Here is a 24,085-nt window from a genome sequence, read left to right as displayed (position 1 = left end):
TCGTGCGTGCCCTCGTGCTGAGCACGGCATGAGCGAGCTACGTGCCGTCAGTCCAGCGGCATCGCCCGCTCCACGCTGCGCTACCGGCACGTTGCACGCGACGACTCCGGGGTCATCAGCTTCATCCAGGCCCACATGGCACTGAACTCGCGCCACGGCTTCAGGCTGCTGTACGACAGTGCCCGCCACCAAGGCAAGCCGTACAGTAACTGCGAGCATGGCGAGAAATCATCGACACCAGCGCAACTTCTCCCGGTCGCGGCCGAAAAACGCGACTCAGGCTGATGCCTGCGCTTCTTCCTTGATCCAATCCACGAACGCCTGCACTTCGGGGCGCTGCATGGCCCCCGGCAGCGTCACCAAGTAATAGGCGAAGCGCGCCGGCCAGGGTTTGTCCAAAACCTGTACCAAGCGCCCGGCGGCGATTTCCTCGCGAGCGTACTCCTGCGGCACCAGGGCCAAGCCTTGGCCCGCCACGGCCGCCCGAATCAGCAGATAGTCGTCCTCGAACGCTGTGCCGCGCTCGCTGCGCGGGTCTTCCGCCACGCCGAGCGCAGTGAACCACAATGGCCAATCCGCCCGATCGCAATCGTGCAGCAGCGGGTAGTCCAAGCAGTCTCCCGGCTCCTTGAGAGCATGGCTGTCGGCCACCAAGTCCGGACTGGCCACCGGCACCAGCACTGGCGCCATCAGGTGGATGGCTTCCAGGCCAGGGTAGTTGCCCAGTCCGTGCCGCAGCGCCACGTCCACTCGATCTCGGCGCATGTCCACCAGAGCCGAAGTTGCCTCGACACGCACCTCGATCTGCGGCTGCCGCTGGTTGAAACGTCCTAGACGCGGCACCAGCCAGGATGCGGCAAAGGTGGCGACGGTACTGACCGTCAGAGTCTGGCGGCCCTTGAACGCTTCTAGCGTGGCCACGGCCTTGTCGATCTGTGCGAAGGCTTCAAGCAGCGAAGGATGGACGCTAGCGCCGGCTTCGGTCAGTCGTAAGCCCTGTCGTTCGCGCGTGAACAGCGCCATCCCAAGCCGTTCTTCCAGCAATCGAACCTGCTGGCTGACGGCTCCGGACGTGACATGCAGAGCTTCGGCGGCGGCCTTGATGCTGCCGCGCTGACCGACTTCGACAAAGGTGCGCAGGGCCGATACAGGGAATGATGTAGTCATATGATTTAGTTTTTCTAAAGAATAAAAGTAAAAATGATCGTTTCTTATTTTTAACTATATGGATCATGATTGCACAAGTTTAGTGAATATGCACTTCTTTAGAAAAACTACATACATTGGACTGTTTTATGACCCATCCACATTGGCGGCTATGCCTCATCTTGCTTTGCACAACGCAATTCGTTGCGTTGCTCGACTTTTCCATCACCATGATCCCGCTACCTCAAATTCAGCAAAGTTTGGGTTTCACACCTGGCGGATTGCAATGGGTCATCAATGCGTATGGCGTAGCCATTGCGGGCTTCCTTCTGCTGGGCGGCCGTGCGGCCGATATGTTCGGCAGGCGGCGGGTGTTCCTGCTCGGGTTGTCCCTCTTTACGGTGGCTTCACTAGTGGGTGGATTCTCACAAAACCCGGCGATGTTGATTGCTACTCGTGCCATGCAAGGCTTGGGGGCAGCCATGTTTTCTCCGGCCGCGTTCTCCCTGCTACTAGCGGTCTTTCTTGATCCGCAGCAACGCAACCGGGCATTGGGTGCCTGGACGGCGGTGGCCGCCAGTGGGTTTGTCGCCGGCCTGATTTTGGGCGGAATCATCACCGACATGCTGGGATGGCGCTGGGTGCTGTGGATCAACGTGCCGGTCGGTGTGTTGGTCATTGTCTTGTCCGGTGTACTCCCCATCGGCAAGCCAGATGTGCAAAACGCATCCGGTCGGCTCGATATCTTGGGCGCAGTACTGGTTGCTAGCGGTGCGGCAACATTGGTGTTCGCTTTTGCCAATAGCGAGCATGTTGGCCTGGCATCCCCCGCAACATTTGGGTTGGTTCTGCTGGCGCTGGGTCTGCTGGCTGCCTTCGTGCGCGTGGAAAGCAGAGTTGAATCTCCGTTGATGCCATTGCCGGTTTTCTGGCGGCGTTCGACGGGTGGTGCAAACCTGGTTTCCCTACTGGCGAACACCGCATTGGGTCCGACGTTCGTGGTGGTCGCGCTCTACATGCAAGAGGTATTGGGTTTCACCGCCACGCAGACCGGGCTGGGACTGCTGCCGATGGCGACTGCCTTCACGCTCTCCAGCGCTTGGGGCGGGCCTGTCCTGATTGCCAGAATGGGCACCAAACCAGTCATCCTCGGCGGTATGACATTGTTCATTGGTGGCCTTGCACTGCTGGGCACTTCGTTGTCGGCAGATGCTTCATGGAGCACATCCATTTTGCCGGGCACGCTGATCGCGGGCATCGGCTACGGCATTGCTTTCCCCGCCTGGACTGCCGCCGGCATTGACGGTGTCGATGCGGCCAATCACGGTTTGGCGGGCGGCATGCTCACCACAACCCAGGAAGTCGGCTCGGCAGTGGGCCTGGCGGTCGGTGTCGCCATCAGCATCGCTGTACTCGCCAGCGGCGGCAGCGCCACCCAGGGTTTCAGTTACGCCATCCTGATTTCCGCTTGCATGGTTCTGATCGGCCTGGTCTGCGCCGCAGCCATCCTGCCAAGGCAATCCACTCTTTTGGGAGTTGCACGATGATTGATCTCTACACCGACAGTTCACCCAATGGCTTCAAGGCGACCATTGCCCTGGAGGAATTGGCGCTGCCTTATCGTTTGCACCATGTCCGCATCGAGGCAGGCGAACACCGGCAGCCGGCGTTTCTGGCCCTCAATCCGCATGGCCGCATTCCGGTCATCACCGACGACGACACCGGCATCACGCTGTTCGAGTCGGCCGCCATCCTGCTCTACCTCGCCGAGAAGACCGGTCGACTGCTGCCGCAGGAACCGGTGGCGCGCTGGGAGGCCGTCAAGTGGCTGCAATTCCACGCTTCCAGTGTCGGCCCGATCATCGGCCAACGGGTGAATTTTGAGTTGTTCGCCAGGGACAAAACACCGACCGTTATCGAGCGTTTCCGCCAACTGACTGAAAGTGCGTTCGCCGTCATCGACAGCAATCTCGCGGACAGACGCCCCTACTTGGCCGGCGATGACTATTCGATTGCCGACATTGCGCATTTCGGCTGGACGCATATCGCCCGCATCATCGACTTCGATTTCAGCCAGCACCGACACATGAGCGCCTGGCATGAACGTGTGGCGCAGCGGCCAGCCGTGCGCAAGGGCGTCACGCTGCCCGAACCCGCGACCGGCGCATGAGGGAGGCAGACACGATGACGACCACAACCACGACAACCAAGGGAGCGCCGTTCTCCGCGTTCCATGCCCATCCCGGCTATCGGCGCATGTTCGCGCCCGACCGTCTGACCCTCGGCATTTTTTTGCCACTGCGCTTCTACGCGGGCGACATGCGGGTGCTGGCCGGGCAGGCGGAACTGGTGGAGCAGATCGACCGCCACGACTTCGCGGCCGTGTGGGTGCGCGACGTACCCCTGTTCGACCCCATGTTTGGCGATGCCGGACAGGTCTTCGACCCTTTCACCTACCTCGCCTTTCTTGCCGCGCGGACGAAGACGGTGGCACTGGTGACAGGGAGCGCCATTTTCTCGCTGCGGCATCCGCTCGACTTGGCCAAGGCATCGGCCACCATCGACCAGCTATCTGGTGGCCGGCTGGTGCTGGGCATCGCCTCGGGTGATCGACCCATCGAGTTTCCGGCTTACGGACTGGAACATGCCGAGCGTGGCGAACGCTTCGCGCAGGCGGTGGCGTACTTTCGCCAGCTCATGCAGGCCGGCAGGCTGGCGATTGATTCGCCGCTGGGACGCTTCGATGACGCAGAGTTTCTGCCCAAGCCTGCCACAGGGGCGATACCGCTGATCGTCACTGGCTCGTCGGGGCAGTCGTTGGCCTGGATTGCTGAACATTCAGATGGCTGGTTGACCTATCCGGATGCCACACACAACACCCAAGGGCCGCAGCGGTTGGCCGAAAAAATCCGCGCCTGGCGCGCGCTAATTCCCGATGGTGGCTTTCGGCCGCATATGACGAACGAATGGCTTGATCTCGTGGATGACCCCGACCATCCGCGCACGCCGCAGCAAGGTGGTTATGTGCTGCGCACGGGTCGCAAGGGTTTGATCGCCTTGCTGGAGGAATGGCAGGCGGCGGGCGTCAACCATGCCGCACTGGGCATGCAGTTCTCGCGGCGGCCTGCTGTGGAGGTGATTCAAGAACTGGCTGAAGACGTACTACCGCTTTTCCCCACGCATCAGGGACCATCCACCATCGCGGCAGCCTGGTAGTCCTCACTCATGATCGCACTACGTCTTAAGCCCGAGGCGCCGCGCCAGCTTATGTAGGTTACTGGCATCCAATCCCAGTGCCCGCGCGGCCGCAGCCCAGTTTCCCTCATGGCATTCAAGGGCCTCTCGGATTGCCTGCCGCTGGCTGTCTTCCACGACCTCATGCAAACGAGCCACGGATCGCGAAACACTAGATGCACCGCCCGATTGGTTTACGCTGGCAACTATCGCGTTTTCGACCATCTCCTGGGCATCGAGGTCTAGCATGTCCGCCTCCAACGTCACTATGTCTCTGCGATCCGCGCCGCGGCTCACCGCCTTCAGCGCTGCACGACTGATGACGTGCTCAAGCTCGCGCACATTGCCAGGCCAGCGGTAGAGGCGCAACGCCTCTTCGGCAGCAGCCGATAGCCGAAGGCTGCGCAGGCCCAGCCGCGCCCGATTGAGCTCCAAGAAGCGCCCCGCCAGCAGCAGCACGTCGTTGCCGCGCTCGCGCAGTGGCGGAATCGGTATCGGATAGACCGACAGCCGGTGGTACAGGTCCGCACGAAACGATCCGTCGCGCACATGCTCGCGCAGACTTCGGTTGGTGGCCGCGATCAGGCGCACGTTCACCCGCCGCGGCCGGTCGGCCCCTAGGCGCTGTATCTCGCCGTTCTGCAGCGTGCGCAGCAGCTTGGCCTGAATGGACAGTGGCAGTTCGCCCACTTCGTCCAGGAAGAGCGTGCCGCCCTCTGCCGCCTCGAAACGACCGGGCCGGTCGTTCACCGCGCCGGAGAACGCGCCGCGCGCATGGCCGAAGAGTTCGCTTTCGGCCAGCGACTCGGGCAGCGCCGCGCAGTTGACATGCACCAACGGCTTGCCAGCACGCCGCGACAGCCGATGAAGCCGGTGCGCGAAAAGCTCCTTGCCCACGCCCGTCTCTCCCAGGAGCAGCACCGGCAATTCGGAATCGGCGACCACCTGCAACTCGTGCAGCAGGTGCGTGATGGCTTCACTCTGGCCCAGTATCTCGCTGTCTTCGCGTTGCTCCGGCGCACCCGCAGGCAAGGCGCCGCCGGACAAGCGCAGGCTGCGAATCTCCGCTTCGAGACGGGTCACCCGCACCGCAGCCTCGACCGCGCAGGCAAGCTCGGCCATGTCACTTTGGGCCTGTGCGCCGAAGGCCCCGACTTCCAGCGCATCCAGCGTGATCACCCCCCAACGCTCGCCCTCCACGTCCAGCGCCATGCCCATGCAGTCGTGCACCGCCATCGGCTCCCCCGCCCGTTCGGCGATCAGGCCGTCGTACGGATCGGGCAGCACGCTGTCGTGGTGAAAACAGGTGACGCCACGCCTCTGGAGGATGGCACCCAGGCGCGGATGGTCCTTGATGACGAAGCGACGGCCCAGCGCATCGCTGGCGAGCCCGTCCACCGCCACGGGCCGCAGGTGATCCTGTTCGAGTTTGAGCAAGGCGACGGCTCCGCAGCCGAAATGTGCCCGCAGACTGCCCACCAGCCGCTGCAGGCGCACCGCCACCGGCAAGTCGGCCACGAGATCGGCAACCAGCAACAGTTGAATGGTCGAGATGGTCATTAACACCCAAAATGGTCAATAAAACCTTGGATGATTATGGTTCATATCACCATTTCAGTTCTTACTCAATTGATTTATATAGATTTTTCTGTGGCACGAGACTCGCGTTGGTGATGGAACACATCGGCTTCAACAGGCCGACCCCTCGAACCCAACGAACAAGGAGTCTGCGATGGAACTCATCGATCAATCTTTGGGACAGCTCGCGCGGCGCATCTCCGGCGCCACGCGCGTGTTCGACGCCCATCATTTCGACTTCTGCTGTGGCGGCAACCAGTCGCTGCGCTCGGCCGCCGCGGCGGCGGGCGTGGACGCCACGCCCATCGTGGCGGAGTTGCAAGCGCTCGAAGGCCGCGCCGCCATCGAAAGAGAGCGCGACTGGGGCAATGCCACGCCCACCGAGCTGGTGGACCACATCCTGACCCGCTTCCACGCGGTACACCGCGAGCAGTTGCCCGAACTCATCCGCCTGGCGCGCAAGGTCGAGCAGGTGCATGGCGAGCGCACTGATTGTCCGACTGGCCTGGCCGAACATCTCTCGGCCATGGCGCAGGAGCTGGAGAGCCACATGCGCAAGGAGGAAGACGTGCTGTTCCCCATGATCGCGCGCGGCCATGGCGCGATGGCCGGCGCCCCGATCACCGTGATGCGCATGGAACACGACGACCACGGCGTCGCGCTGCGCAGGATGGAAGAACTGACCGATGGCATCACCGCGCCGCGCGCGGCCTGCACCACCTGGCGTGCGCTCTACGCCGGCCTGCGGACCTTCCGCCAGGACCTGATGGCGCACATCCACACCGAAAACAACATCCTGTTCGAGCGCTTCGCGCCGGCAGCCGTGCATTGACCAAGGAGAAACCCATGGGCTCGTACAAGAAACTCTGGTTCACGCTGATCGGCGTGCTGATCGTCACCTTCTCGCTGCTGGGCTACTACGGCAGCGAGGTCTATCGGCAGGCGCCACCGATCCCGGCGCAGGTCACCACCCCGGATGGCAAGGTGCTGTTCGACCGCGAGGGCATCCTTGACGGCCAGACGGCCTGGCAGTCGGTGGGTGGCATGCAGCTCGGCTCGATCTGGGGCCACGGCGCCTACCAGGCGCCCGACTGGACGGCCGACTGGCTGCATCGCGAGCTGACCGCCTGGCTCGACCTGGCCGCGCAGCAGGCACACGGCAAGGCCTATGCGGCGCTCGATGGCCCCGGGCAGGCCGCGTTGCGCGAGCAGCTCAAGGCTGAATACCGCTCCAACCGCGTCGATGACGCGCAGGTGCTGAAACTCTCGGCGCACCGTGTCCAGGCCATCGCACAAACCGCTGCCTATTACGACCAGTTGTTCTCAGACGCGCCCGCGCTTCAGAAAAGCCGGGAGCACTTCGCCATGAAGGAGAACACGCTGCCCAGCGCCGAGCGTCGCCAGCAGATGACGCAATTCTTCTTCTGGACCGCCTGGGCTGCAGCCACCGAGCGACCGGGTCAAAAGGTCACCTACACCAACAACTGGCCGCACGAGCCCCTGATCGGCAACCAGCCGAGCAGCGAGAACATCGTCTGGTCCATCGCCAGTATCGTGGTGCTGCTGGCCGGCGTGGGCTTTCTCGTCTGGGCCTGGGCGTTCCTGCGCAACCACGAGGAACCGCTGCCGGCACCCGCTGCGCGCGACCCTTTGACCACCTTTGCGCTCACGCCATCGCAACGTGGCTTGGGCAAATACCTCTTCCTGGTGGTGGCGCTGTTCGTGTTTCAGGTGTTCATCGGCGGTTTCACCGCGCACTACACGGTCGAGGGACAGCAGTTCTATGGCATCGACGTCTCGCGGTGGTTCCCTTACTCGCTGACCCGCACCTGGCACATCCAGGCCGCGCTGTTCTGGATCGCCACCGGCTTCCTGGCCGCGGGCCTGTTCCTGGCACCGCTGATCAACGGCGGCAAGGATCCGAAGTTCCAGAAGCTCGGCGTGGATGTGCTGTTCTGGGCGCTGGTCGCCGTGGTCGTGGGCTCCTTCACCGGCAACTACCTGGCGATCGCGCAGGTAATGCCGCCCGAGTGGAACTTCTGGCTCGGCCATCAGGGCTATGAGTACGTCGACCTGGGGCGCCTGTGGCAGATCGGCAAGTACGTGGGCATCCTGCTGTGGCTGGTGCTGATGCTGCGCGGCGTGGTGCCGGCGCTGCTGAAGAAGGGCGGCGACAAGAACCTGCTCGCGTTGCTCACCGCCTCGGTGGGTGCCATCGGCCTGTTCTACGGCGCGGGCCTCTTCTATGGCGAGCGCACCCACCTCTCGGTGATGGAATACTGGCGCTGGTGGGTGGTGCACCTCTGGGTGGAAGGCTTCTTCGAGGTCTTCGCGACCACGGCGCTCGCCTTCATCTTTGCCACGCTCGGTCTGGTGTCGGCGCGCATGGCGACGGCAGCCAGCCTGGCCTCGGCCTCGCTCTTCATGCTGGGCGGCATTCCCGGCACCTTCCACCACATGTATTTCGCCGGTACCACCACGCCGGTGATGGCCGTCGGCGCCAGCTTCAGTGCGCTGGAGGTGGTGCCACTGATCGTGCTGGGCCATGAGGCCTGGGAGAACTGGCGCCTGAAAGCACGCGCGCCGTGGATGGAAAACCTCAAGTGGCCGCTGATGTGCTTCATCGCCGTGGCGTTCTGGAACATGCTGGGCGCCGGTGTCTTCGGCTTCATGATCAACCCACCGATCTCGCTGTACTACATCCAGGGCCTGAACACCACGCCGGTGCATGCCCATGCCGCGCTGTTCGGGGTGTACGGCTTCCTGGCGCTGGGCTTCACGCTGCTGGTGCTGCGCTACCTGCGTCCGGACTACCAGTTCAGCGCACCGCTGATGAAGACCGCCTTCTGGGGGTTGAACGCCGGCCTGGTGCTGATGATCTTCACCAGCCTGCTGCCGATTGGGATCATCCAGTTCCACGCCAGCGTCAGCGAAGGCCTGTGGTATGCGCGCAGCGAGGAATTCATGCAGCAGCCGCTGCTGCAGAACCTGCGCTGGGTGCGCACCTTCGGCGACGTGGTGTTCATCGGTGGCGCCATCGCCATGGCGCTGCAGGTGGCATTGGGCCTGTGGGCCAAAGACGCTACGCGGCAACAGCCAGGACAGCGCCTGGGCCAGGCGCGGGTTTGAGGGTCCGGGCTGCGGTCGATCTGTGCCGCAGCCCGGCAACGGGTTCAATCAATTGAAAGACAAAGCAATGAAGATCAGAAACACAATGGCAGTACTTCTGGCAGCATCGCTGGCCGGTCCTGTATTCGCCGCTACGTGCGATGTGGAAATCGAAAGCAACGACGCCATGCAGTTCAACAAGAACAGCATCGCCGTGCCGGCCAGCTGCAAGCAGTTCACGGTCAAGCTCAAGCACGTAGGCAAGCTGCCCAAGGTAGCCATGGGCCACAACTGGGTGCTGAGCAAGGCGTCCGATGCGCAGGGCGTGGCCGCCGACGGCATCCCGGCGGGTCTGGACAAGGCCTATGTGAAGCCAGGCGATGCGCGCGTGATCGCGCACACCAAAATCGTCGGGGGCGGCGAAACCGACACCGTGAGCTTCGACGTGGCGAAGCTCAAGGCTGGTGAGACCTATGCGTGGTTCTGCTCGTTCCCGGGCCACTCCACCCTCATGAAGGGCACGCTGGCACTGACCAAATAACGCCGCAGCGGCGGGCGATCGAAGGCAAGCGCGGCAATGACCCACGTCGTGACCGAATCCTGCATCCGTTGCAAATACACGGACTGCGTCGACGTGTGCCCGGTCGATGCGTTCCGCGAAGGCCGCAACATGCTGGCGATCGATCCCGACGACTGCATCGACTGCGCACTGTGCGTGCCCGAGTGCCCGGTGGACGCGATCTTCTTCGACGACGACACGCCCGCGAATCAGCGGGACTTCCTGCCGATCAATGCTCGGCTGGCGAAGCTCTGGCCACCGATCACTCGCGGCAAAGGGGCATTGCCTGACGCGGACACTTGGGCAGCCGTTCCCGACAAGCGCACGCTGCTCGACGAAGGGAGATGAGCAGCAACCCCCGGCTCGGTCAGCTGGCCACGATCGCCACTGCCCTTCGCGGTGACCTTTGCCTCCCGCATCGGAGCGATCGTGAACAGCCCAAAATCGGCACCTACTGGAGACTCCTCGGAACCTACATGTAGCGATGATCCTCACCTGCGACGGACAGGTCTGAACAACAGCGACGGCGCAGCGCCCTAGAATGGAGCCAGAGCACAAGAAGAGTGCACAAATCCTCAGCGTGATGCCATTGCCTGACACACCATCCGTGGCGAGACGGGAGCGGCGGATTGCAACAGCGGCAGCCGAACGACGCCACGGCTAGACAAGGCAGCGAGAAGGTCTGCGCCGGGCCAACCCAATACAGAGATGCCGGCTGGCTGGACGATCATGATCTTTCCGAGATTCAATCTGTTGACCCAGGTCTCCGCCGGGCACCTGGTGAGCCATCTGCACATGATGGCGCTGCCTGCCCTGCTCCCGGTCCTGCCCGGCGCGATGGGCGTGGGCTTTGTGGAACTGGGCCTGGCTCTGAGTGTTTTCAACATCGTCTCCGCACTGGTCCAAGCCCCTTTGGGATTTGCGGTCGACCGCTTCGGCGCCCGGCGCATCCTGATGGCCGGGCTGCTGCTGGGAAGTTGCTCGTTCGGCTCTCTCGCCGTCTTCGGCAGCTACGCCTGGCTGCTCGTGGCCATGGCTCTGGCGGGCCTAGCCAACGGCGTGTACCACCCAGCCGACTATGCGATGCTCTCGGCCGGCATCCAGGGGTCGCGTATGGGGAGAGCCTTTTCCATTCACACCTTCTCGGGCTTCATCGGTGGTGCCATGGCGCCGGGCCTCCTGATGGGCATTGCTGCGCTAGGAGGCGTGCGCTGGGCCTTCGCGGCAACGGCGCTCGCCGGTCTTGTGGCTTGGCTCCTGCTGCGAACCGGCGCATCGGCGACCGAAGCACCCAAGGCGCATCCCCACCAGGAGGCCACCAAGTCCGGCGCCCCAACCGTCCGACCCTTGAGTATTCTTACGCCAGCCATCGCGATGCTCACGCTGCTGTATGTGCTGCTGAGCCTGAGCACCAGCTCGATCGAGAAGTTCTCCGTGTCCGCGCTGGTGGGCGGCTACGGCATGAACCTGCCCTGGGCGAGTACGGCGGTGACCGCTTTCCTGTTCTCCAGCGCTTTCGGGGTATTGGCCGGCGGAGCGCTCGCTGACCGCACCCGCCGCCACGGGCTCGTGGCCGCCGCGGCCTTCGCGTGCGCTGCCATTCTCACAGCGCTGGTCGCCTGGGGCCGCCTGCCCGAGATGGTGCTGGTGCTGTGCCTGGGCGCGGCGGGCTTCCTTACCGGCGTCATCGCGCCCTCGCGCGACATGCTGGTGCGCGCCGCGGCGCCGGCCGGCGCCGAAGGTCGGGCTTTCGGCATCGTGTCCACCGGCTTCAACATCGGTGGCGCGATCGGGCCGGTACTTTTCGGTTGGCTGCTGGATCGGGGACACTTCGGCGCCATCTTCGGGGCCGCAGTCGTGTTCATGACTTTGACGGTGGGCCTGACGCTGGTGCAGGAGCATCGAGCGGCTCGCCGCCGTAAGTTGGCTGCATTTGGCGGGGCGACGGCCAGCTGAACGATCACCGGCACCTTCTTCGCTTCGTCTCTGGCGGCGATACTGACCTTGACGTTCAGCGTCAGGGTGCGACCCCGCCGGAGAGAAGCAAAGCGCAAAACCCCAGCCAGTGACCGGGGCGGTCCGGCACGGATCATAGACGCGCGCGATACGCTGCTGGCGTCTCGCCAAAGGTGCGCCGGAACAGGCCAATGAGCGCGCTGGCGGTCGAATGGCCGAGATCCAGCGCGACGGCGTAACAGGGCGTCCCCGCCGCAAGCATCTCCAGCGGCCGCATCAGATGGGCGCGCTGCCGCTAGGCCGTGAAGTTGAATCCGGGGGAGACGTCAAAACCTCTTTAGTGTTCTAAGAAGAGCATGACGTCAATAAACAGACTAGGGTGGCGCTTGCTGCTTCCGCGTGTTTCTATCGCGCCACCGAGATTGGGGATCGACTTCTACTACGACACGATCGAACTGATCCAGGACAACAGGATTGAGGAGGAGCTGTTCTAGGAGTTGCAGCGGTCGTTTGGTCCAGGGCGAGGTATCTGGATGGAAGAGGTCGTTCCATCTGAGGGCCCATTGCTCACCAAAGGCTAATGCGTCCACAAGGATGTCCAGTGCAGCGTGGTCGAAGTCGATTCTCTGACTGTTTGGAAGCTAGAAGCAGCTCGTTCAAGAGATGAAGACCGCCATGCCCTGGAAGGACTTCTTGGAAAATCATCTTGTCGCCAACCCCACACCATGGTAGGAGCAAACGAGACGAGCTCGGAGGCGGATCGCTTGCGGTACAGGTTATGGGAAGCAGAAGGGCATGAAGTGATTTCAAGGCCGTAAACAGCGCGCGGTGTCTTGTCCCATGAGGCTTGGAAAACCGCAGCCAAGTGTCATGGTGGGCGTGTGTGCCGCCCGGTTTTCCAGCACGAGCACGGGCGTGGACGGCAGCACCTGCCGGGCCGACTCGCGCGGCACGATGCCACCCGTGCCCAGCACGCGGCCACTCGGGTCGCGGAGCTGAAAGCAGCGTTGGGTCCAGCCCAGACTGTTTCCGCCAGGGCCCAGCTGGCTCAGCTGTATGGTTTCTGTCCGCTCGTCCTTCTTCATCCAGTCCATGCGCAGGCCTTGCCGAGCCAGTGTCCATGGCGTCGTTCGGGAGGTGTCCGTACACGTCTCCAGGTGCCCGTCGGACGCATGGGCCAACCACAGGTCCACCCGCACGAACGAGTGCTGTGCCCAGGCACGGCCGCCGGGCGCGAGCATGGCCACAACCACAGCGAGCGTCAGGCCCCAGGCCGCAGTCGATCCGACGATGGCGGGCATCATGGTTTTTCCTCTGCCAACAGCTCGCCATCCGGTCGCACCGTGAATCCGCCAATGGTCACGGTGCCGGTGTTCTCCAGCAGTCGCATGCTCAGGGTGCGCTGTTGCATGGCGGGCGTGCCAAACCCGGTCTGCAAGGTGATGTTGATCACCACGCCTCGGCTCAGGCGTGCCAGCCGGCTGCCGAAGTAGTTGACTGCCACCTGGTAGTCACCGGGCTTGGGGTCCTTCAGGATGAATTCCTCGGGGCCGTAGCCGGCGACGAAATCCTTCGACATGTGGCCGCCCTGGTGGGTGCGGCGGTGTCCGTAGAAGGCGGTTTCGCGGTTGGGGTCGGTCACGTGCAGATCGATGTCCGTGTCGTTGAGATCCCAGCGCAGCACCACGCGCAGTCCTACCGGCAGTGTGGTCTGCAGGGCGTCGGGCCAACTGGTGGGACGGGCGCCAGGGCAGCGGCTGGCCTGGTCGTGGTACTCGGCCAGGGCAATCAAGCCCACGTCGGCAAAGCGCCGGAGCCAGGGTGTGTCCACCACATGGGCGAGCAGGTCCAGGGCTTCCTGGCAGGTGGGTGGCGCGCCGAGGGCCAGCGCCAGATCGCGAAACGATTGCGGCTCGTCCGGTGCCAGCGTTTTGACACGGCGCAGCAGTGCCACGGCCGGGACGGGCAGGCCCGCTTCCTGCAGGCGATAGGCCACCAGCCGCAGGGTGGCTTGGTCGCGAGGCAACAACTCGACCAGATTGCTGAGCACGCGCCAGCCCAGCGCCGTGTCACCCAGTTCGAACAGCCGGTCTGCCACGTCGAAATGAAAGGCCGGGCTCTGGCCGTAGCGGTTGCGCAGGTCAGCATGGCGTTCGTACAACTGGGCTGCGTCCTGGGCGGTCCGGAGCGTCTCCACGTAGGGCGCGTCCATGCGCACGGCCTGCAACCGCAAACCGATGGCACTGACAACCGATGGGTTTGCAGCGGATGGCACCCCCGCGGCCGGGGCGGGTGCTGGTGTTGGTGCAGGTACGGATACGGATGCCACGGCCATGCGCTGCGCGTTGCCGCTCGCTTCGACCCGTCGCCGTTCCTTTTCCGTGGCGGGTGTGAAGTCGCCCTTCGGGTAGCTGTTGCGCCACCAGGTCTGGCGCTCCTGCCAGCCGTGTTCGATGTCGGCACGGTTCCTGGCCCATGCCTGCGCCTTCCGGGCTTCTGCAAGCTGGCGGTGGCGCAACACGCGCTCGCGCAGGCTGGCGTCTGCCTGCGAGGGCAGGATGCCGTGGCGCACGTAGTCTTCGTCGCTTTCGAGCACCAGCAGGCTGGTCTCCGCATTGGGGATGCCGAAGCGCTCCCCGATGCTGGCCAGCGTCGCGCGGTGCTGCTCCGCTTGCGCCTCCAGGCCTTCGGCCCACCACGTGGCACACCAGAAGCTCGCCTGACCGGCTGCATGCCCGGAGGCGGTGCCGGGCCGGGCCTGGTGCCGCTGCACGGCCGGCGCGCTGGCGGCGTGGGTGAGCGGCAGGCTCGGCACCGCGGCGGGTTGGGGGGCCACGTGGCAGGCGCGCAGCGCACCGCGCTCGGGGGTGTGGCTGGCGAGGTGCCAGGACGCATCCCGCGGGCCCAGTCTCGCCTGGGCTTGCGGCACCTGTTGCATCTGCGCCAGCGCGGCCTGCGGTGAGGTGGCCGAGAGGTCGAGCACCTGCCCGCCGGCGCGACCGAGCCAGCGCGCCAGCGCGGGGTTGCCCAGCCGTGTGCCGAGCACGAACACCGGTTTGTCCACCGGCGCAAGCGTGCCCGGCCAGGTGTTGACGGCGTCGCTGAACAGCAGGACTTCATTCACCCCCGGGTCTGGCCGCCAGGCGCCGAGGTGGGTGGCGCCGTCCGGGCGCTCGTCCCGCAGGGCGGTGAGCAACGCCTGCGCGTCGGCGCGGTTGCGAACCTGCAGCCGCTGCGAGCGCACGTCGTTGCGCAACACCGTCAACACGACATTCACCGTTCGCCCTTCGAGCCACAGCGAGAGCAACTCCAGCTCGCGGCTGCGGTCCACGCCGAGCTGGCTGTAAGACGCGTCCCAGACGATCTCCACCGCAGCTGGCTGGGGACGTTGCGCCGTGGCCGCCGGGAACGTCAGGGTCGGGACCTCAAGCCAGTGCATCTGCAGGCCGTCGTCGAAGCTGGCCGCGTAGGCCACATCACCACGGGGCGCGCGCAGGCAGACTTCGGGAACCGGGCGGCCAGCACCCATGCGCCACTCCCGCGGTGTCTGCCGGCCCTGCAGGGTCATGACGGCCTTGATCGCCGTGCCCGCGGGCAGGCCCGGCTCCAGCTGGTGGCGCCAGCCACAGGCCGCGCGTTCGGCGAGCGAAGCCACGTCGACACGCAGCCGACGCTCGCCCCGCGGCGGCACCGGGAACACGCGGATGCGGTAGGCGTTGCCGGCGTCTTTTTCCGCCAGCGCCGGGTCCACCTGTTGGCGCACGGTTTCCTCGAAGGCGACGCGGGCCGCGACCCGCTCCACCGCCACGGCGTCGCGCAGCCGGCCTTCGACGTCCAGCGCGTAGCCCTGCAAGCGCTCGTGTGGCGCCAGCGGCAGCAGCACTGTGGTTTCCAGCGGCCGGTCGTGCGGGTTGCGAACCACCAGCTCCAGGCTGCGCATCGCAAACGGGCCGTCCAGGTGCCAGTCCAGCGAACGCACCGACAGTTCGATGCCGGCCTCGGTGGTCCGGATGGGCTGCGGGGCCGCGAGGCCTGCGGCCGGCGCGAGGCAGGCCAGCGTTGCCAGCAGGCCGAAGAGGGAAAAGGGCCAGGGTCGTGTCATGGGCAAGCTTGGTGTCGGCGGATGGGGTGTGTGGTCGCGCGCGCTTCAGGCTGCTTCGGCAGGCCTGGGGCGTACCACGTACGGGAAGAGTCATGGCACATGGGCACGCGAGCCTGATCTGTCCATGCTGCCCGGCCGCAGGCGAGGCGATGCCTGATCGTTCGGGAAGGCATCCGCGTGCACGCGCCGCAGCCGCCGCGGGCCCCGCCGACGCCCCACGGATCGTTGGCTGCGGGCCGGCAGGGTGTTCCGTGGTCAACGCATGCCAGGCAGTACGTAGACCGGTCTGCTCGGCATGCTGCGCTGCCCCGGCCGGTTGGACCTGATCGGCCGCAGGGCCCGCATGGATCGGACCATCGTCTCCTCCACAACCAGCATCGTGTTGTTGCGTTCGGTCTGGGCATTCGCCCTGGCGATTTCTTCCTTGTTGGATTCAATTTCGCGCGTCGCCTCGTTCCAGGCGCGCTCATATTTCTGCTCGACGATGCGCAGCGTGTGGGGGCTGATCGCGTCGAAATCCGCCCCCAGCATCGCTCTCAAATCGCCGTCCCCCATGGCCTCGCGCCAGGCCCTGTTGCAGCGATTGGCCCGCTGGAGTCGGCGATTGATCTCTTCGATGGAAAGATTGAAGGAGGGGATCGGGCAGTTGAACCGTGGTGGGCTCCAGTTCCTGTAGCGTTCCTCGGTTTCTTCCGAAGCCGCGAGTTTTTCGGACGCTGCTGCATACGAAGCGAGTTCGTCGGCGGCTGCCGAAGACCTGCCTTTCGCCGATGCGACCTCACGCTGCACGATGCGCGCAAACATGGCCGATGCCGAGCTGCTGTGGCGGTATGCCGCCAGTGTGTCGAGGTTGCTGTCGTGGAGCTCGCTGGCGGCAGAGACCTGCGCCCTTTGCGCCATCAGCAACACCCTGGCCCACAGGGCCGAAGCATCGCCGTCCGGGGCATCGCGTTCGACGCGCTGGAGCAACGGCTCGGCCGACTGGCCCGACTCCAGGCCCGACCAGGCCCAGAAGAACCAGTCCATGTTCAGTTCGCGCGGGCGGGTGTCCGCCGTTTTTGTGAAGTCGGCATGGGCTTCGGCGTAGGCGCCTCGCTGCATGCGCAGGTCTGCGCGGTTGCGGTAGGCCCACAGGTAACCGGGGTTGACCGCGATGAGCGAGGTGTAGTCGGCCTCGGCCTCCTTCGCCATGCCGAGGGCGGAGTGGGTGCGCGCGCGCCAGAACCACGAGGGGTTGTTCTGGTTGTCTTTTTCAAGGGCCTTGGTGAAATAGGGCAGCGCCTCGCGGTACTGGCCTGTGTTGTAGTAGGCGACGGCAAGGTTGCTCCAGGCGGCGGAGTAGTTGGGCTCCAGCTGCACGGCCTTGTGCAGATGGGCCGCTGCCTGCTGGTAGTTTTTGAGGCGCAGGTGGTTTTCGCCGCTGAGGCCCCATGTCTCGGCACGATCACCCTCTTGCGGCAATGCGGCATCGAGCGCAGCCCGAGACTCGGCCAGTCTGTTGCTCTTCATGTAGGCCATGCCCAGATAGCGGTAGGCCACCGCATGCTTGGGATCGATCTGGATGGCCTTCTCAAGGTCGGCGATGGCCAGGTGAGTGTTCTCGCGGCCCATGAGGGCGTAGGTCGAACCCCTTTCCGTCAGGTAGTCCTTGGATTGAGGGTCGAGCCGGATGGCCTCGGTGTAGTCGGCCACCGCGGCCGACACGTTTTTCAGTTGCTCATGCGCGAAGCCGCGCTCGTGATAGACCCTCGCATACTCTGCCGCAGGGTAAAAGGGCTTGCGACCGCCGGCCAGAAACCGGTTGGCCACCTCGATGGCTTCCTGGGGCCGCGATGGCTGAGCGGTCCGCAGCACCCACGCCAGTGAGGTCGTGTTGGTCGGCAGCTGTGGATGGATCGCGTGGCAGCGTTGGATCACCGGCAGGGTGTCGTTGGCCGTGAACCGCGGGTCGTCTCGCAAGGCTTCGTACAGAGCGCTGCAGACCAGGTAGTTGCGGGGGTGGGCGACCCCGCCCTGGCGGAGCAGGGCGATGGCGACATCAGGGCGGCCGGCTTCCCGCTGGGCGTTGGCCAGGGTGATGTAGGTCAGGGCCAGCCCGGGGTCGAGCCGCAGCGACTCCTCGCAGGCCGCGACGGCCGCTTCGGGTTTTTTCTCCCGGCGCAGCAGCAGGCACTCCACGCGCTTGAGGGCCGCCGCGTCGGCGTTGCGGCGGTCGGCGCTGTCGATCAGTTGGCGGGCTGCATCCAGCTGCCCTGTGCTGACCAGCGTGAAGGCCAGCGATGGAAGGCCCAGCCGGTCGCCGCGGTCGACGCAGCCGCGCGCCAGCTCGACGTGGCGGGCCGTCTCGGTGACATAGGTGTGGGTGCCGTCGGGGGCGAGTGCCTCGTACACGGGCTGGCACAGCCCTTCTTCCCGGGCGCTCTGGGCATGGGCGTGGCTGGCCGGCAGCCACATGGCCGCCAGGCTCAGCATGCCACTCAAAAGGGTGCCGATGGCACCGCGGCCTTTTCTGTTCTGGCGAAAGTTCATCAACGATCTCCTGTTGCGAGAACGTGATCGTCAATGGCATGACAAATGGCGGGTATCCCCATTTCATGTGAGGGGTGGCGATAGACTCGCTGTTCAAAATCTACGGTTGACAGAAGTCGAGGCTGCCAGAGGGTGGCGGCCCGTCCGTTTTTTTTCGAGGCTGAGCATGTTGACCGTATTCCTCGTCGAGGATGAACCGCAGACGCGCCGCTACTTCTGTGAGTGCGTGGCCGGTGCCAAAGACCTTCGACTCGCAGCAGAGGTGGGCACGGTGGCCGAGGCCCTGCGCTGGCTCGCGGGGCGAATCCCAGGGGCCCCACGTTGCCCTGATCGACCTGGGCCTGCCCGACGGCACGGGGCTGGAGGTGATTCGCCAGGTTCGCCAGCAGTTTCCCGCGTGTGACGTGCTGGTGATCTCGATGTTTGGTGACGACGACAGCGTCATGGCCGGCATCGAGGCTGGCGCCGGGTGCTGTGACGTTTCCGTGTGGAGTCGTCGCCGCCCATTGCGCTCACTGCCGACACACAGGCAAGTGGCTGTCGTCGAGGGAGCAGGCGGTATGACCCTGTCCCGGTTTTTAGTACCTTTCGATTGCAGGTGACCGGCGTGATGAAGGCCCCAACTGGGCAGGAGGATGTAGTGAAGAAGAGCAAGTTCACCGAGGAGCAAATCGCATTTGCCCTCAAGCAAGCTGAACTGGGTACGCGTGTTGAAGAGGTCTGTCGCAAGATGGGCATCAGCGATGCGACGTTTGACGTGCGGAAGAAGCGCTACGGCGGTATAGGCCCGTCCGAGCACCTACTCGGTCGTCGCGCTCACCACTTTTTTCTCAATGCCTCTTTCGTCACCTCGTTCTCCGGCATGAACTCGGCCAGCACCCGCTGTAGGCGTGTGTTTTCAAGCTCGAGCTCATTGAGCCGTTTGGTGTCCGAGACGCTCATTCCGCCGAACTTGTTGCGCCAGAGGTAGTAGCTGGCTTCCGAGAAGCCGTGCCGACGACACAATTCAGCCACAGGTAGGCCTGCCTCGGCTTCGCGCAGGAAGCCAATGATCTGCTCTTCTGTAAATCTCTTCTTCACGTCCAATCTCCCGTCTTCGGGATTGGACTCCAGAGTCAGACGCTACTCAAATCCGGGGGACGTCGCCCGGACTCCGAAGCGCAGTGCTATTCACAAAACGGGGGGCGTCGGTGCGCGACGAGCGCGACGCGCTGGAGGAAGCGAACCGGTTCTCTCACGGTAGTCCATCCGGCGCATGCCCTGGAATCACAGGCCCACGAGCCGCAGGAATCCCAGCGGGTCGTGGGTTCGGGCGATGGTGAACATCATCACGAAGCACGTGAGGGCCGCGGCAAACGCCAGTGCCTTGCCCGTCAGGGTCCCCGCCCGCCGCAGCGCCATCGTGCCCAACGCGATGTAGGCCACCAGCAGCATGAGCTTGGCCAGCAGCCACGGTGTGGCGAATGGGTTGAGCTGCAAGGTCGCCAGCAGCAGCAAAGCGGCCACCAGTAAGGCGGTATCGATCACCTGGCTCAGTCGGCGCACGGGCGTCGACATGGGCATCTCAGCGCCCAACAGCACACCCACGCCCCGGCCCGCGAACAGGCCCCCGCTGAGCATCACAAGCCCGACGTGCGAGGCCTTGATCAGGAGATAGTGCTCTGCCAGTGCCATCCTCCTCTTCCTCACCACTGCAGGTAGAACATCGCCTTGGCCAGCAGCACGATGGCCAGCACATGGCAGAACACGCTGAGGTGCAGCCGGCGTGAACGCAGTCCTCCCAGCACGCCCCGGCGCCGCCAGAGCATGGCCGTGGCGAAATGCCCGAACACGCTCAGGGCCAACGCAATCTTGAGCGTGAGCAGCAGGCCGAAGCTGCTGGCCAGCGGCTGCGTCAGCGCTGCGCGGTGTTGCCAAGCCAGGCCGATGCCGGCGGCATAGAGTGTCAGCAGCACCCAGGGCATCACGGCGGTGGCGCGGTCGCCGATGGCGCGCTCGACCGCGCGCATCGTCTCCTGGGGCAAGTGCTTGCGTACACCCTCCAACATCACCACCTCGAAGAACACCGTGCCCACAAAGGCGATCGCAGCGAGCAGGTGCAACGCCAGCAGGACGCCGTAGCTCATGGGCAATTCCTCATGCCACCTGCCGGCGCTGCGGCTTCATTCGCTGGCCCGCTTTGGGCAGCAGGTTGATCAGCAGGTCGGTGCCAGGCAGCAAGTCGGCCAGCGAGAACCCATCCAGGTGCGCCATGAACTCCTGCAGCGCACCGCCGAGCACACCAGCGAGCCGGCATTGGCCGGTCAGCACGCACTGGTTGTCAGTGGAGAAGCACTCGACCAGGGCGAAGTCTGGCTCGATGCCGCGCACCACGGCGCCCAGGTTGATGTCGCGCGGCGCATGGGCCAGGCGCATGCCACCCCCCTTGCCGCGAACGGTCTCGATCCAGCCCTGCAGGCCGAGCTGGTGCGTTACCTTCATGAGGTGCGCTTCCGATATGGCGTAGGCTTGCGCCACCTCGGAGATGGTGCACAGCCGATCAGGCTGCTGCGCCACGTACATCAGCAGGCGCAGCGCGTAGTCGGTCATCGTGGTCAGGCGCATGGCGTTGCCTTCTTCATTGGGGCGGGTTCGACCGAACCGCGCTCTTGTAGGGTCTGAGCACCGGCGCCGGCGCCGCATCGATGCGCGGGCGAATCAGCATCGGAAAGAACCGCCACAGGTACAGCACGAACGCCAGCACCCAGGCGCTGGCGGAGGCATGCAGCGCAGCCAGAGCAAAGCCGCTGGGCAGCAGCGCCAGCAGGCGCAGCGCCGCGGCCGCGATCACCAGCCCATAGCAGCACACGATGAGGCGATCCGTGCGCAGCGGCCGCCCCAGATGTCCCAGCGCCGTGCGCGTCACCATGCCGATGATCAGCAAGGAAAACCCCGCCACGCCGATCACGTGCGCTGGCCAGGCAGCGCGCAGCACGGCGCCTGCGGCGTGCGCAGCCGCCACCAGCAACCCCACGCCCAGCGCGGCGTAGCCGACATAGAGAATCCACAGCAGCGGCACGCGCCATACGGCGGTGGGTTTCCAGGCCAATACCTGCACCACGGCGATGACGCCCGCGACGGTCAGGAAAAGAGCTGTCGCCTCCGACCAGCCAAGCAGCCCGCAGCCGATGCCCAGACCGCCCGCCGCCAATTGCCAATGGCCGCTGCGCGTGTGCATCGGAATGCTCAAACCCGGCACAGCACGCATGGCAAAGAACGGAATCACCCGCCTCGCCACCAGCAGCGCGATCACTGCCATGCACAGCAGGCCGGTGTTGAAGTGCTGCATGAGCCGCATGTAGTCGCCCTGCCAGGCGGCGAGCAGGAACACGGCATTGGCAACGCCCAAGGCGAGGACCAGCAGAGGCACGCCGTAGTTCCGGCGGCTGCGCGCACCGTAGATGGCACGGCCCAACGCGATGGCGGCGCCCATGAAGAACACCAGCTCGCTCGCCACTGCCACCCAGAAGGAGAGAGTACCGGGTATGAGATAGGCGGCACGGGCCGTCACCCACAGTACGCTGAGCGCGCCCAACGCCTTCCCATTGAGCGGATTGATGCCGGTCCAGTTCGCCCCTGCGGTGAGCAGAAAGCCCACCGCGATGGTGGCGATGAAACCCCAGAGCATCTCGTGCGCGTGCCAGATGACACCGGCCAACAGCCCATGCAGCATTTGGGGAGCAAACATCCACAGCGCCACCGATATGGCGGCCCAGAAGCAGCCGGCCAGGTACAGGGGCCGAAAGCCCAGCTCGAGAAATGCAGCCCATTGGGGTAGGGGCGGCGCAGGCGGTTTCGCCCTCCCCCGCTCCTCGATCTGCAACAGCTCAGCCATGCCCATCAGCCCGGAGTCAGCGCCGCAGGCATCGCGTCGGGGTCCCGGCTGATCTGGTAGCCCATCCACAGGCTTTGCGCGATGCGCTCGGCCATGGCGCAAGCCTGCCCGGCCATCGCCTGGTTGGACTGGGCGGCCGCGTTCTCGCGGAACAGCTTCAGCCAGCGCTGGAACAGCTCTGCTGAAAGACCGGGCAACACCGCATGCTTGGGCATGGGCGCGCCCGTGAACCGGCCGGTGCGCCTGAGGATGGCTGACCAGAAGTCCACCAGCTTGGACAGGTGGTGGTCCCAGTCGCCGATGTGTGCGTCAAAGATCGGGCCCAGCACCCCGTCCTTGCGGACCCGCGCATAGAACGTGTGCACGAGGGTAGCGACCTCAGCCTCGGTGCAAAGGTCGCTGCCGGGGATCCGGTCCTGCGTGGTTTGGGACGTCGTATCGATCATAAGATTTACATGCAATATATCTTATGATGCCTTCAAGCGGTCCCCTCGCCGCACTCCTCTCTGATCTATATCAACGCAAAGCGCCATGGCACTCAAACACGCTCAGCCCCTGGAGGTCATCAACTTGCTGGTCACCGACGAGACACGCGGTACGGAGGTCAGCAGCAGCCTGCTCAAGACCCCGCATCTGCAATTGATGCGGGTCGTGCTGGCAGCGGGGCATGCACTGCCGGAACACCACGTGCCTGGCGAGATCACGATCCAGTGCCTTTCGGGGGAGGCGGATGTCGTGACGCCCTCGCGCACGTGCCGACTCGCCTCTGGTTCCTTGGTGATGCTTCCCTCCGAAGAAGCCCATGGGGTACTGGCACAGCGGGACACGGTACTACTGATCACCGTGTTACGTACCTGAAACACTACTCAAGAGTAGACGCGAAATGAAGAAATACGATCCTCTATTTCCTTGTTCCAGCTTTTAGAATCGCTCAGTAACAAAACGTCCGACATGATAGAGGTCCGACTCAGGCTAGGAAAATGTCGTGAAGAAGAGCAAGTTCACTGAGGATCAGATTGCGTTCGCTTTGAAGCGAGCGGAGTTGGGCGCAAGCGTCGAGGAGGTGTGTAGCAAGATGGGCATCAGCGATGCGACGTTCTATGCATGGCGCAAGAAGTATGAAGGCGCAGCCCCGTCAGACCTTCGACGGCTGCGTCAGTTGGAAGAAGAGAACCGTAAACTCAAGCAGATTGTGGCCGAGTTGAGTCTTGAAAAGGCCATGCTGCAGGCACTGGTCACAAAAGGCCCAGATGGCATTGCTGCTCAGCGCACGCGTTGAGGCAGTGTTCCGCATTTTGACAGCGCATGTCCTGCGCGTGGTATAGATAGCCTTCTCGACCTACTTTTCCCAATTAAACTGGTAGGGAATAACCAGTTGCCGTTGACGATGTGCATCGAAAAGTTCGACTGACACGCTTTAGGGACCTGTCCGATTTTTGTGTGCACGAGGGATTGCTGAATACGGCGATCCGTGAGGTTGCTTGAGTATGGTCGCCGCTAGGCTGCCAGATGCCCTCCGCGTGAATCGCTCTTCGCTTGGTGTCGTAACTGGTTCATCGCCTCCTTCCAGTTGTGTGTCGCTCACCCTCAATAAGCCGTGATGCTGCGCGCTGCCAAGAGTATCGGCCTGATGGCACCATTGGCACAGGGGAAGCGCTCAAGCAACGTGATGATCTTGCGCAGTTGCGCGATGATTCGCGCCATCAAGCTACGCCTCGCACACGAAATCCAGGACAGGGTCGTTGGCTGCAATGAGGGTACATGGCGTCCTTGCGCTCAAATTTCCTTGAACGGCTGTAGCAATGCGAGAGTCGTATGCGCTTCTAATGCGCTTCCTCTACCCAGCACGGGGTATGCTCATCACATGGGCGGCCAAAGCATCAACGTCACCTGCTCGAGTTGCAACCTGCGCGAACTGTGCCTGCCCATGGGGTTGAACCCCGAGGAACTGGACAAGCTCGACCAGGTCATCTCCAAGCGCCTCCGTGTCAAGCGCGGC

General features: G+C 64.2%; 20 protein-coding genes and 4 pseudogenes. 12 read left to right on the top strand and 12 right to left on the bottom strand.

Annotated features, from left to right (window positions below; translation table 11 throughout):
• Positions 1-276: 276 nt before the first annotated feature.
• Complete coding sequence (gcvA, locus tag HPA01S_RS19965) at positions 277-1,167, bottom strand: transcriptional regulator GcvA (RefSeq protein ID WP_066272824.1); 891 nt, start codon at positions 1,165-1,167, stop codon at positions 277-279.
• Between the two features lie 128 nt (positions 1,168-1,295).
• Here gcvA and HPA01S_RS19960 point away from each other — a divergent pair, with 128 nt between their 5' ends.
• The 3 genes from HPA01S_RS19960 to HPA01S_RS19950 all read left to right on the top strand — a co-directional run bounded on the left by HPA01S_RS19960 (position 1,296) and on the right by HPA01S_RS19950 (position 4,362).
• The gene (locus HPA01S_RS19960) at positions 1,296-2,693 is read left to right on the top strand and encodes an MFS transporter (protein WP_066272822.1); all 1,398 of its coding nucleotides are present in this window, start codon (positions 1,296-1,298) and stop codon (positions 2,691-2,693) included.
• Positions 2,690-3,316: a glutathione S-transferase family protein gene (locus HPA01S_RS19955; RefSeq protein WP_066272819.1), complete on the top strand. Its 627-nt coding sequence runs from the start codon at positions 2,690-2,692 to the stop codon at positions 3,314-3,316. Before HPA01S_RS19960 ends, HPA01S_RS19955 begins: the two co-directional genes overlap by 4 nt.
• An 86-nt stretch (positions 3,317-3,402) precedes the next feature.
• Positions 3,403-4,362 (top strand): LLM class oxidoreductase, encoded by a 960-nt coding sequence (locus tag HPA01S_RS19950; RefSeq protein ID WP_370671001.1) that lies wholly within the window; start codon positions 3,403-3,405, stop codon positions 4,360-4,362.
• Positions 4,363-4,380: 18 nt separating this feature from the next.
• Here HPA01S_RS19950 and norR read toward each other — a convergent pair whose 3' ends face one another.
• Positions 4,381-5,940 (bottom strand): nitric oxide reductase transcriptional regulator NorR, encoded by a 1,560-nt coding sequence (norR, locus tag HPA01S_RS19945; protein WP_066272813.1) that lies wholly within the window; start codon positions 5,938-5,940, stop codon positions 4,381-4,383.
• Positions 5,941-6,112: 172 nt separating this feature from the next.
• Here norR and ytfE point away from each other — a divergent pair, with 172 nt between their 5' ends.
• The 5 genes from ytfE (at position 6,113) to HPA01S_RS19920 (ending at position 11,581) form a co-directional block, all read left to right on the top strand.
• Positions 6,113-6,790 (top strand): iron-sulfur cluster repair protein YtfE, encoded by a 678-nt coding sequence (ytfE, locus tag HPA01S_RS19940; protein ID WP_066272811.1) that lies wholly within the window; start codon positions 6,113-6,115, stop codon positions 6,788-6,790.
• A 14-nt stretch (positions 6,791-6,804) separates the two neighbouring features.
• Entirely contained in the window at positions 6,805-9,087 is a 2,283-nt protein-coding gene (locus HPA01S_RS19935) for a nitric-oxide reductase large subunit (RefSeq protein WP_066272807.1), read from the top strand.
• An 85-nt stretch (positions 9,088-9,172) separates the two neighbouring features.
• Positions 9,173-9,607: an azurin gene (azu, locus tag HPA01S_RS19930; RefSeq protein WP_245638706.1), complete on the top strand. Its 435-nt coding sequence runs from the start codon at positions 9,173-9,175 to the stop codon at positions 9,605-9,607.
• A 36-nt stretch (positions 9,608-9,643) separates the two neighbouring features.
• Positions 9,644-9,973: a ferredoxin FdxA gene (fdxA, locus tag HPA01S_RS19925; protein ID WP_066272801.1), complete on the top strand. Its 330-nt coding sequence runs from the start codon at positions 9,644-9,646 to the stop codon at positions 9,971-9,973.
• A 360-nt stretch (positions 9,974-10,333) separates the two neighbouring features.
• Positions 10,334-11,581, top strand: a complete 1,248-nt coding sequence (locus HPA01S_RS19920) for an MFS transporter (protein ID WP_245638705.1) — start codon at positions 10,334-10,336, stop codon at positions 11,579-11,581.
• 133 nt (positions 11,582-11,714) lie between these two features.
• On the opposite strand, the pseudogene HPA01S_RS22840 reads toward HPA01S_RS19920, so the two are convergent.
• The 4 genes and pseudogenes from HPA01S_RS22840 to HPA01S_RS19905 form a co-directional block, all read right to left on the bottom strand.
• Positions 11,715-11,897 (bottom strand): annotated as a pseudogene (locus HPA01S_RS22840) (helix-turn-helix domain-containing protein); the annotation flags it as partial.
• 490 nt (positions 11,898-12,387) lie between these two features.
• A complete protein-coding gene (locus tag HPA01S_RS19915) occupies positions 12,388-12,885 on the bottom strand; it encodes a hypothetical protein (protein ID WP_066272800.1) in 498 nt (165 codons plus the stop codon).
• Positions 12,882-15,683: a DUF2135 domain-containing protein gene (locus HPA01S_RS19910; protein WP_066272799.1), complete on the bottom strand. Its 2,802-nt coding sequence runs from the start codon at positions 15,681-15,683 to the stop codon at positions 12,882-12,884. The genes HPA01S_RS19915 and HPA01S_RS19910 overlap by 4 nt, the downstream gene beginning before the upstream one ends.
• A 255-nt stretch (positions 15,684-15,938) precedes the next feature.
• Positions 15,939-18,212 (bottom strand): tetratricopeptide repeat protein, encoded by a 2,274-nt coding sequence (locus HPA01S_RS19905; RefSeq protein WP_066272798.1) that lies wholly within the window; start codon positions 18,210-18,212, stop codon positions 15,939-15,941.
• A gap of 191 nt (positions 18,213-18,403) precedes the next feature.
• On the opposite strand from HPA01S_RS19905, the gene HPA01S_RS19900 reads away from it, so the two are divergent.
• The gene (locus HPA01S_RS19900) at positions 18,404-18,814 is read left to right on the top strand and encodes a response regulator (protein WP_084360848.1); all 411 of its coding nucleotides are present in this window, start codon (positions 18,404-18,406) and stop codon (positions 18,812-18,814) included.
• A 38-nt stretch (positions 18,815-18,852) separates the two neighbouring features.
• Positions 18,853-19,008 (top strand): annotated as a pseudogene (locus tag HPA01S_RS19895) (transposase); the annotation flags it as partial.
• A 26-nt stretch (positions 19,009-19,034) separates the two neighbouring features.
• On the opposite strand, the pseudogene HPA01S_RS22835 reads toward HPA01S_RS19895, so the two are convergent.
• From HPA01S_RS22835 to HPA01S_RS19870, 6 genes and pseudogenes are all read right to left on the bottom strand, one after another.
• Positions 19,035-19,292, bottom strand: a pseudogene (locus HPA01S_RS22835) (transposase); the annotation flags it as partial.
• Between the two features lie 186 nt (positions 19,293-19,478).
• Positions 19,479-19,886, bottom strand: a complete 408-nt coding sequence (locus HPA01S_RS19890) for a SirB2 family protein (protein ID WP_066272794.1) — start codon at positions 19,884-19,886, stop codon at positions 19,479-19,481.
• Between the two features lie 11 nt (positions 19,887-19,897).
• Entirely contained in the window at positions 19,898-20,338 is a 441-nt protein-coding gene (locus tag HPA01S_RS19885; RefSeq protein ID WP_066272793.1) for a CopD family copper resistance protein, read from the bottom strand.
• 10 nt (positions 20,339-20,348) lie between these two features.
• Positions 20,349-20,816 carry an RrF2 family transcriptional regulator gene (locus HPA01S_RS19880; protein ID WP_066272792.1) on the bottom strand — a complete coding sequence of 156 codons (468 nt, stop codon included), beginning with the start codon at positions 20,814-20,816 and terminating at the stop codon, positions 20,349-20,351.
• A 13-nt stretch (positions 20,817-20,829) separates the two neighbouring features.
• Positions 20,830-22,086, bottom strand: a complete 1,257-nt coding sequence (locus HPA01S_RS19875; protein ID WP_066272839.1) for an NnrS family protein — start codon at positions 22,084-22,086, stop codon at positions 20,830-20,832.
• 5 nt (positions 22,087-22,091) lie between these two features.
• Complete coding sequence (locus HPA01S_RS19870; RefSeq protein WP_066272791.1) at positions 22,092-22,532, bottom strand: group III truncated hemoglobin; 441 nt, start codon at positions 22,530-22,532, stop codon at positions 22,092-22,094.
• Between the two features lie 85 nt (positions 22,533-22,617).
• On the opposite strand from HPA01S_RS19870, the gene HPA01S_RS19865 reads away from it, so the two are divergent.
• On the top strand, positions 22,618-22,944 hold the full coding sequence (locus HPA01S_RS19865) for a cupin domain-containing protein (protein WP_066272788.1): 327 nt from the start codon (positions 22,618-22,620) through the stop codon (positions 22,942-22,944).
• A 127-nt stretch (positions 22,945-23,071) separates the two neighbouring features.
• Positions 23,072-23,329: pseudogene (locus HPA01S_RS19860) on the top strand (transposase); the annotation flags it as partial.
• Between the last annotated feature and the right edge of the window lie 756 nt (positions 23,330-24,085).

Origin of the sequence: Hydrogenophaga palleronii NBRC 102513 (assembly GCF_001571225.1) — a bacterium.
GTDB classification, from domain to species: domain Bacteria; phylum Pseudomonadota; class Gammaproteobacteria; order Burkholderiales; family Burkholderiaceae_C; genus Hydrogenophaga; species Hydrogenophaga palleronii.
This window is presented reverse-complemented; position numbering and strand designations above follow the sequence as displayed.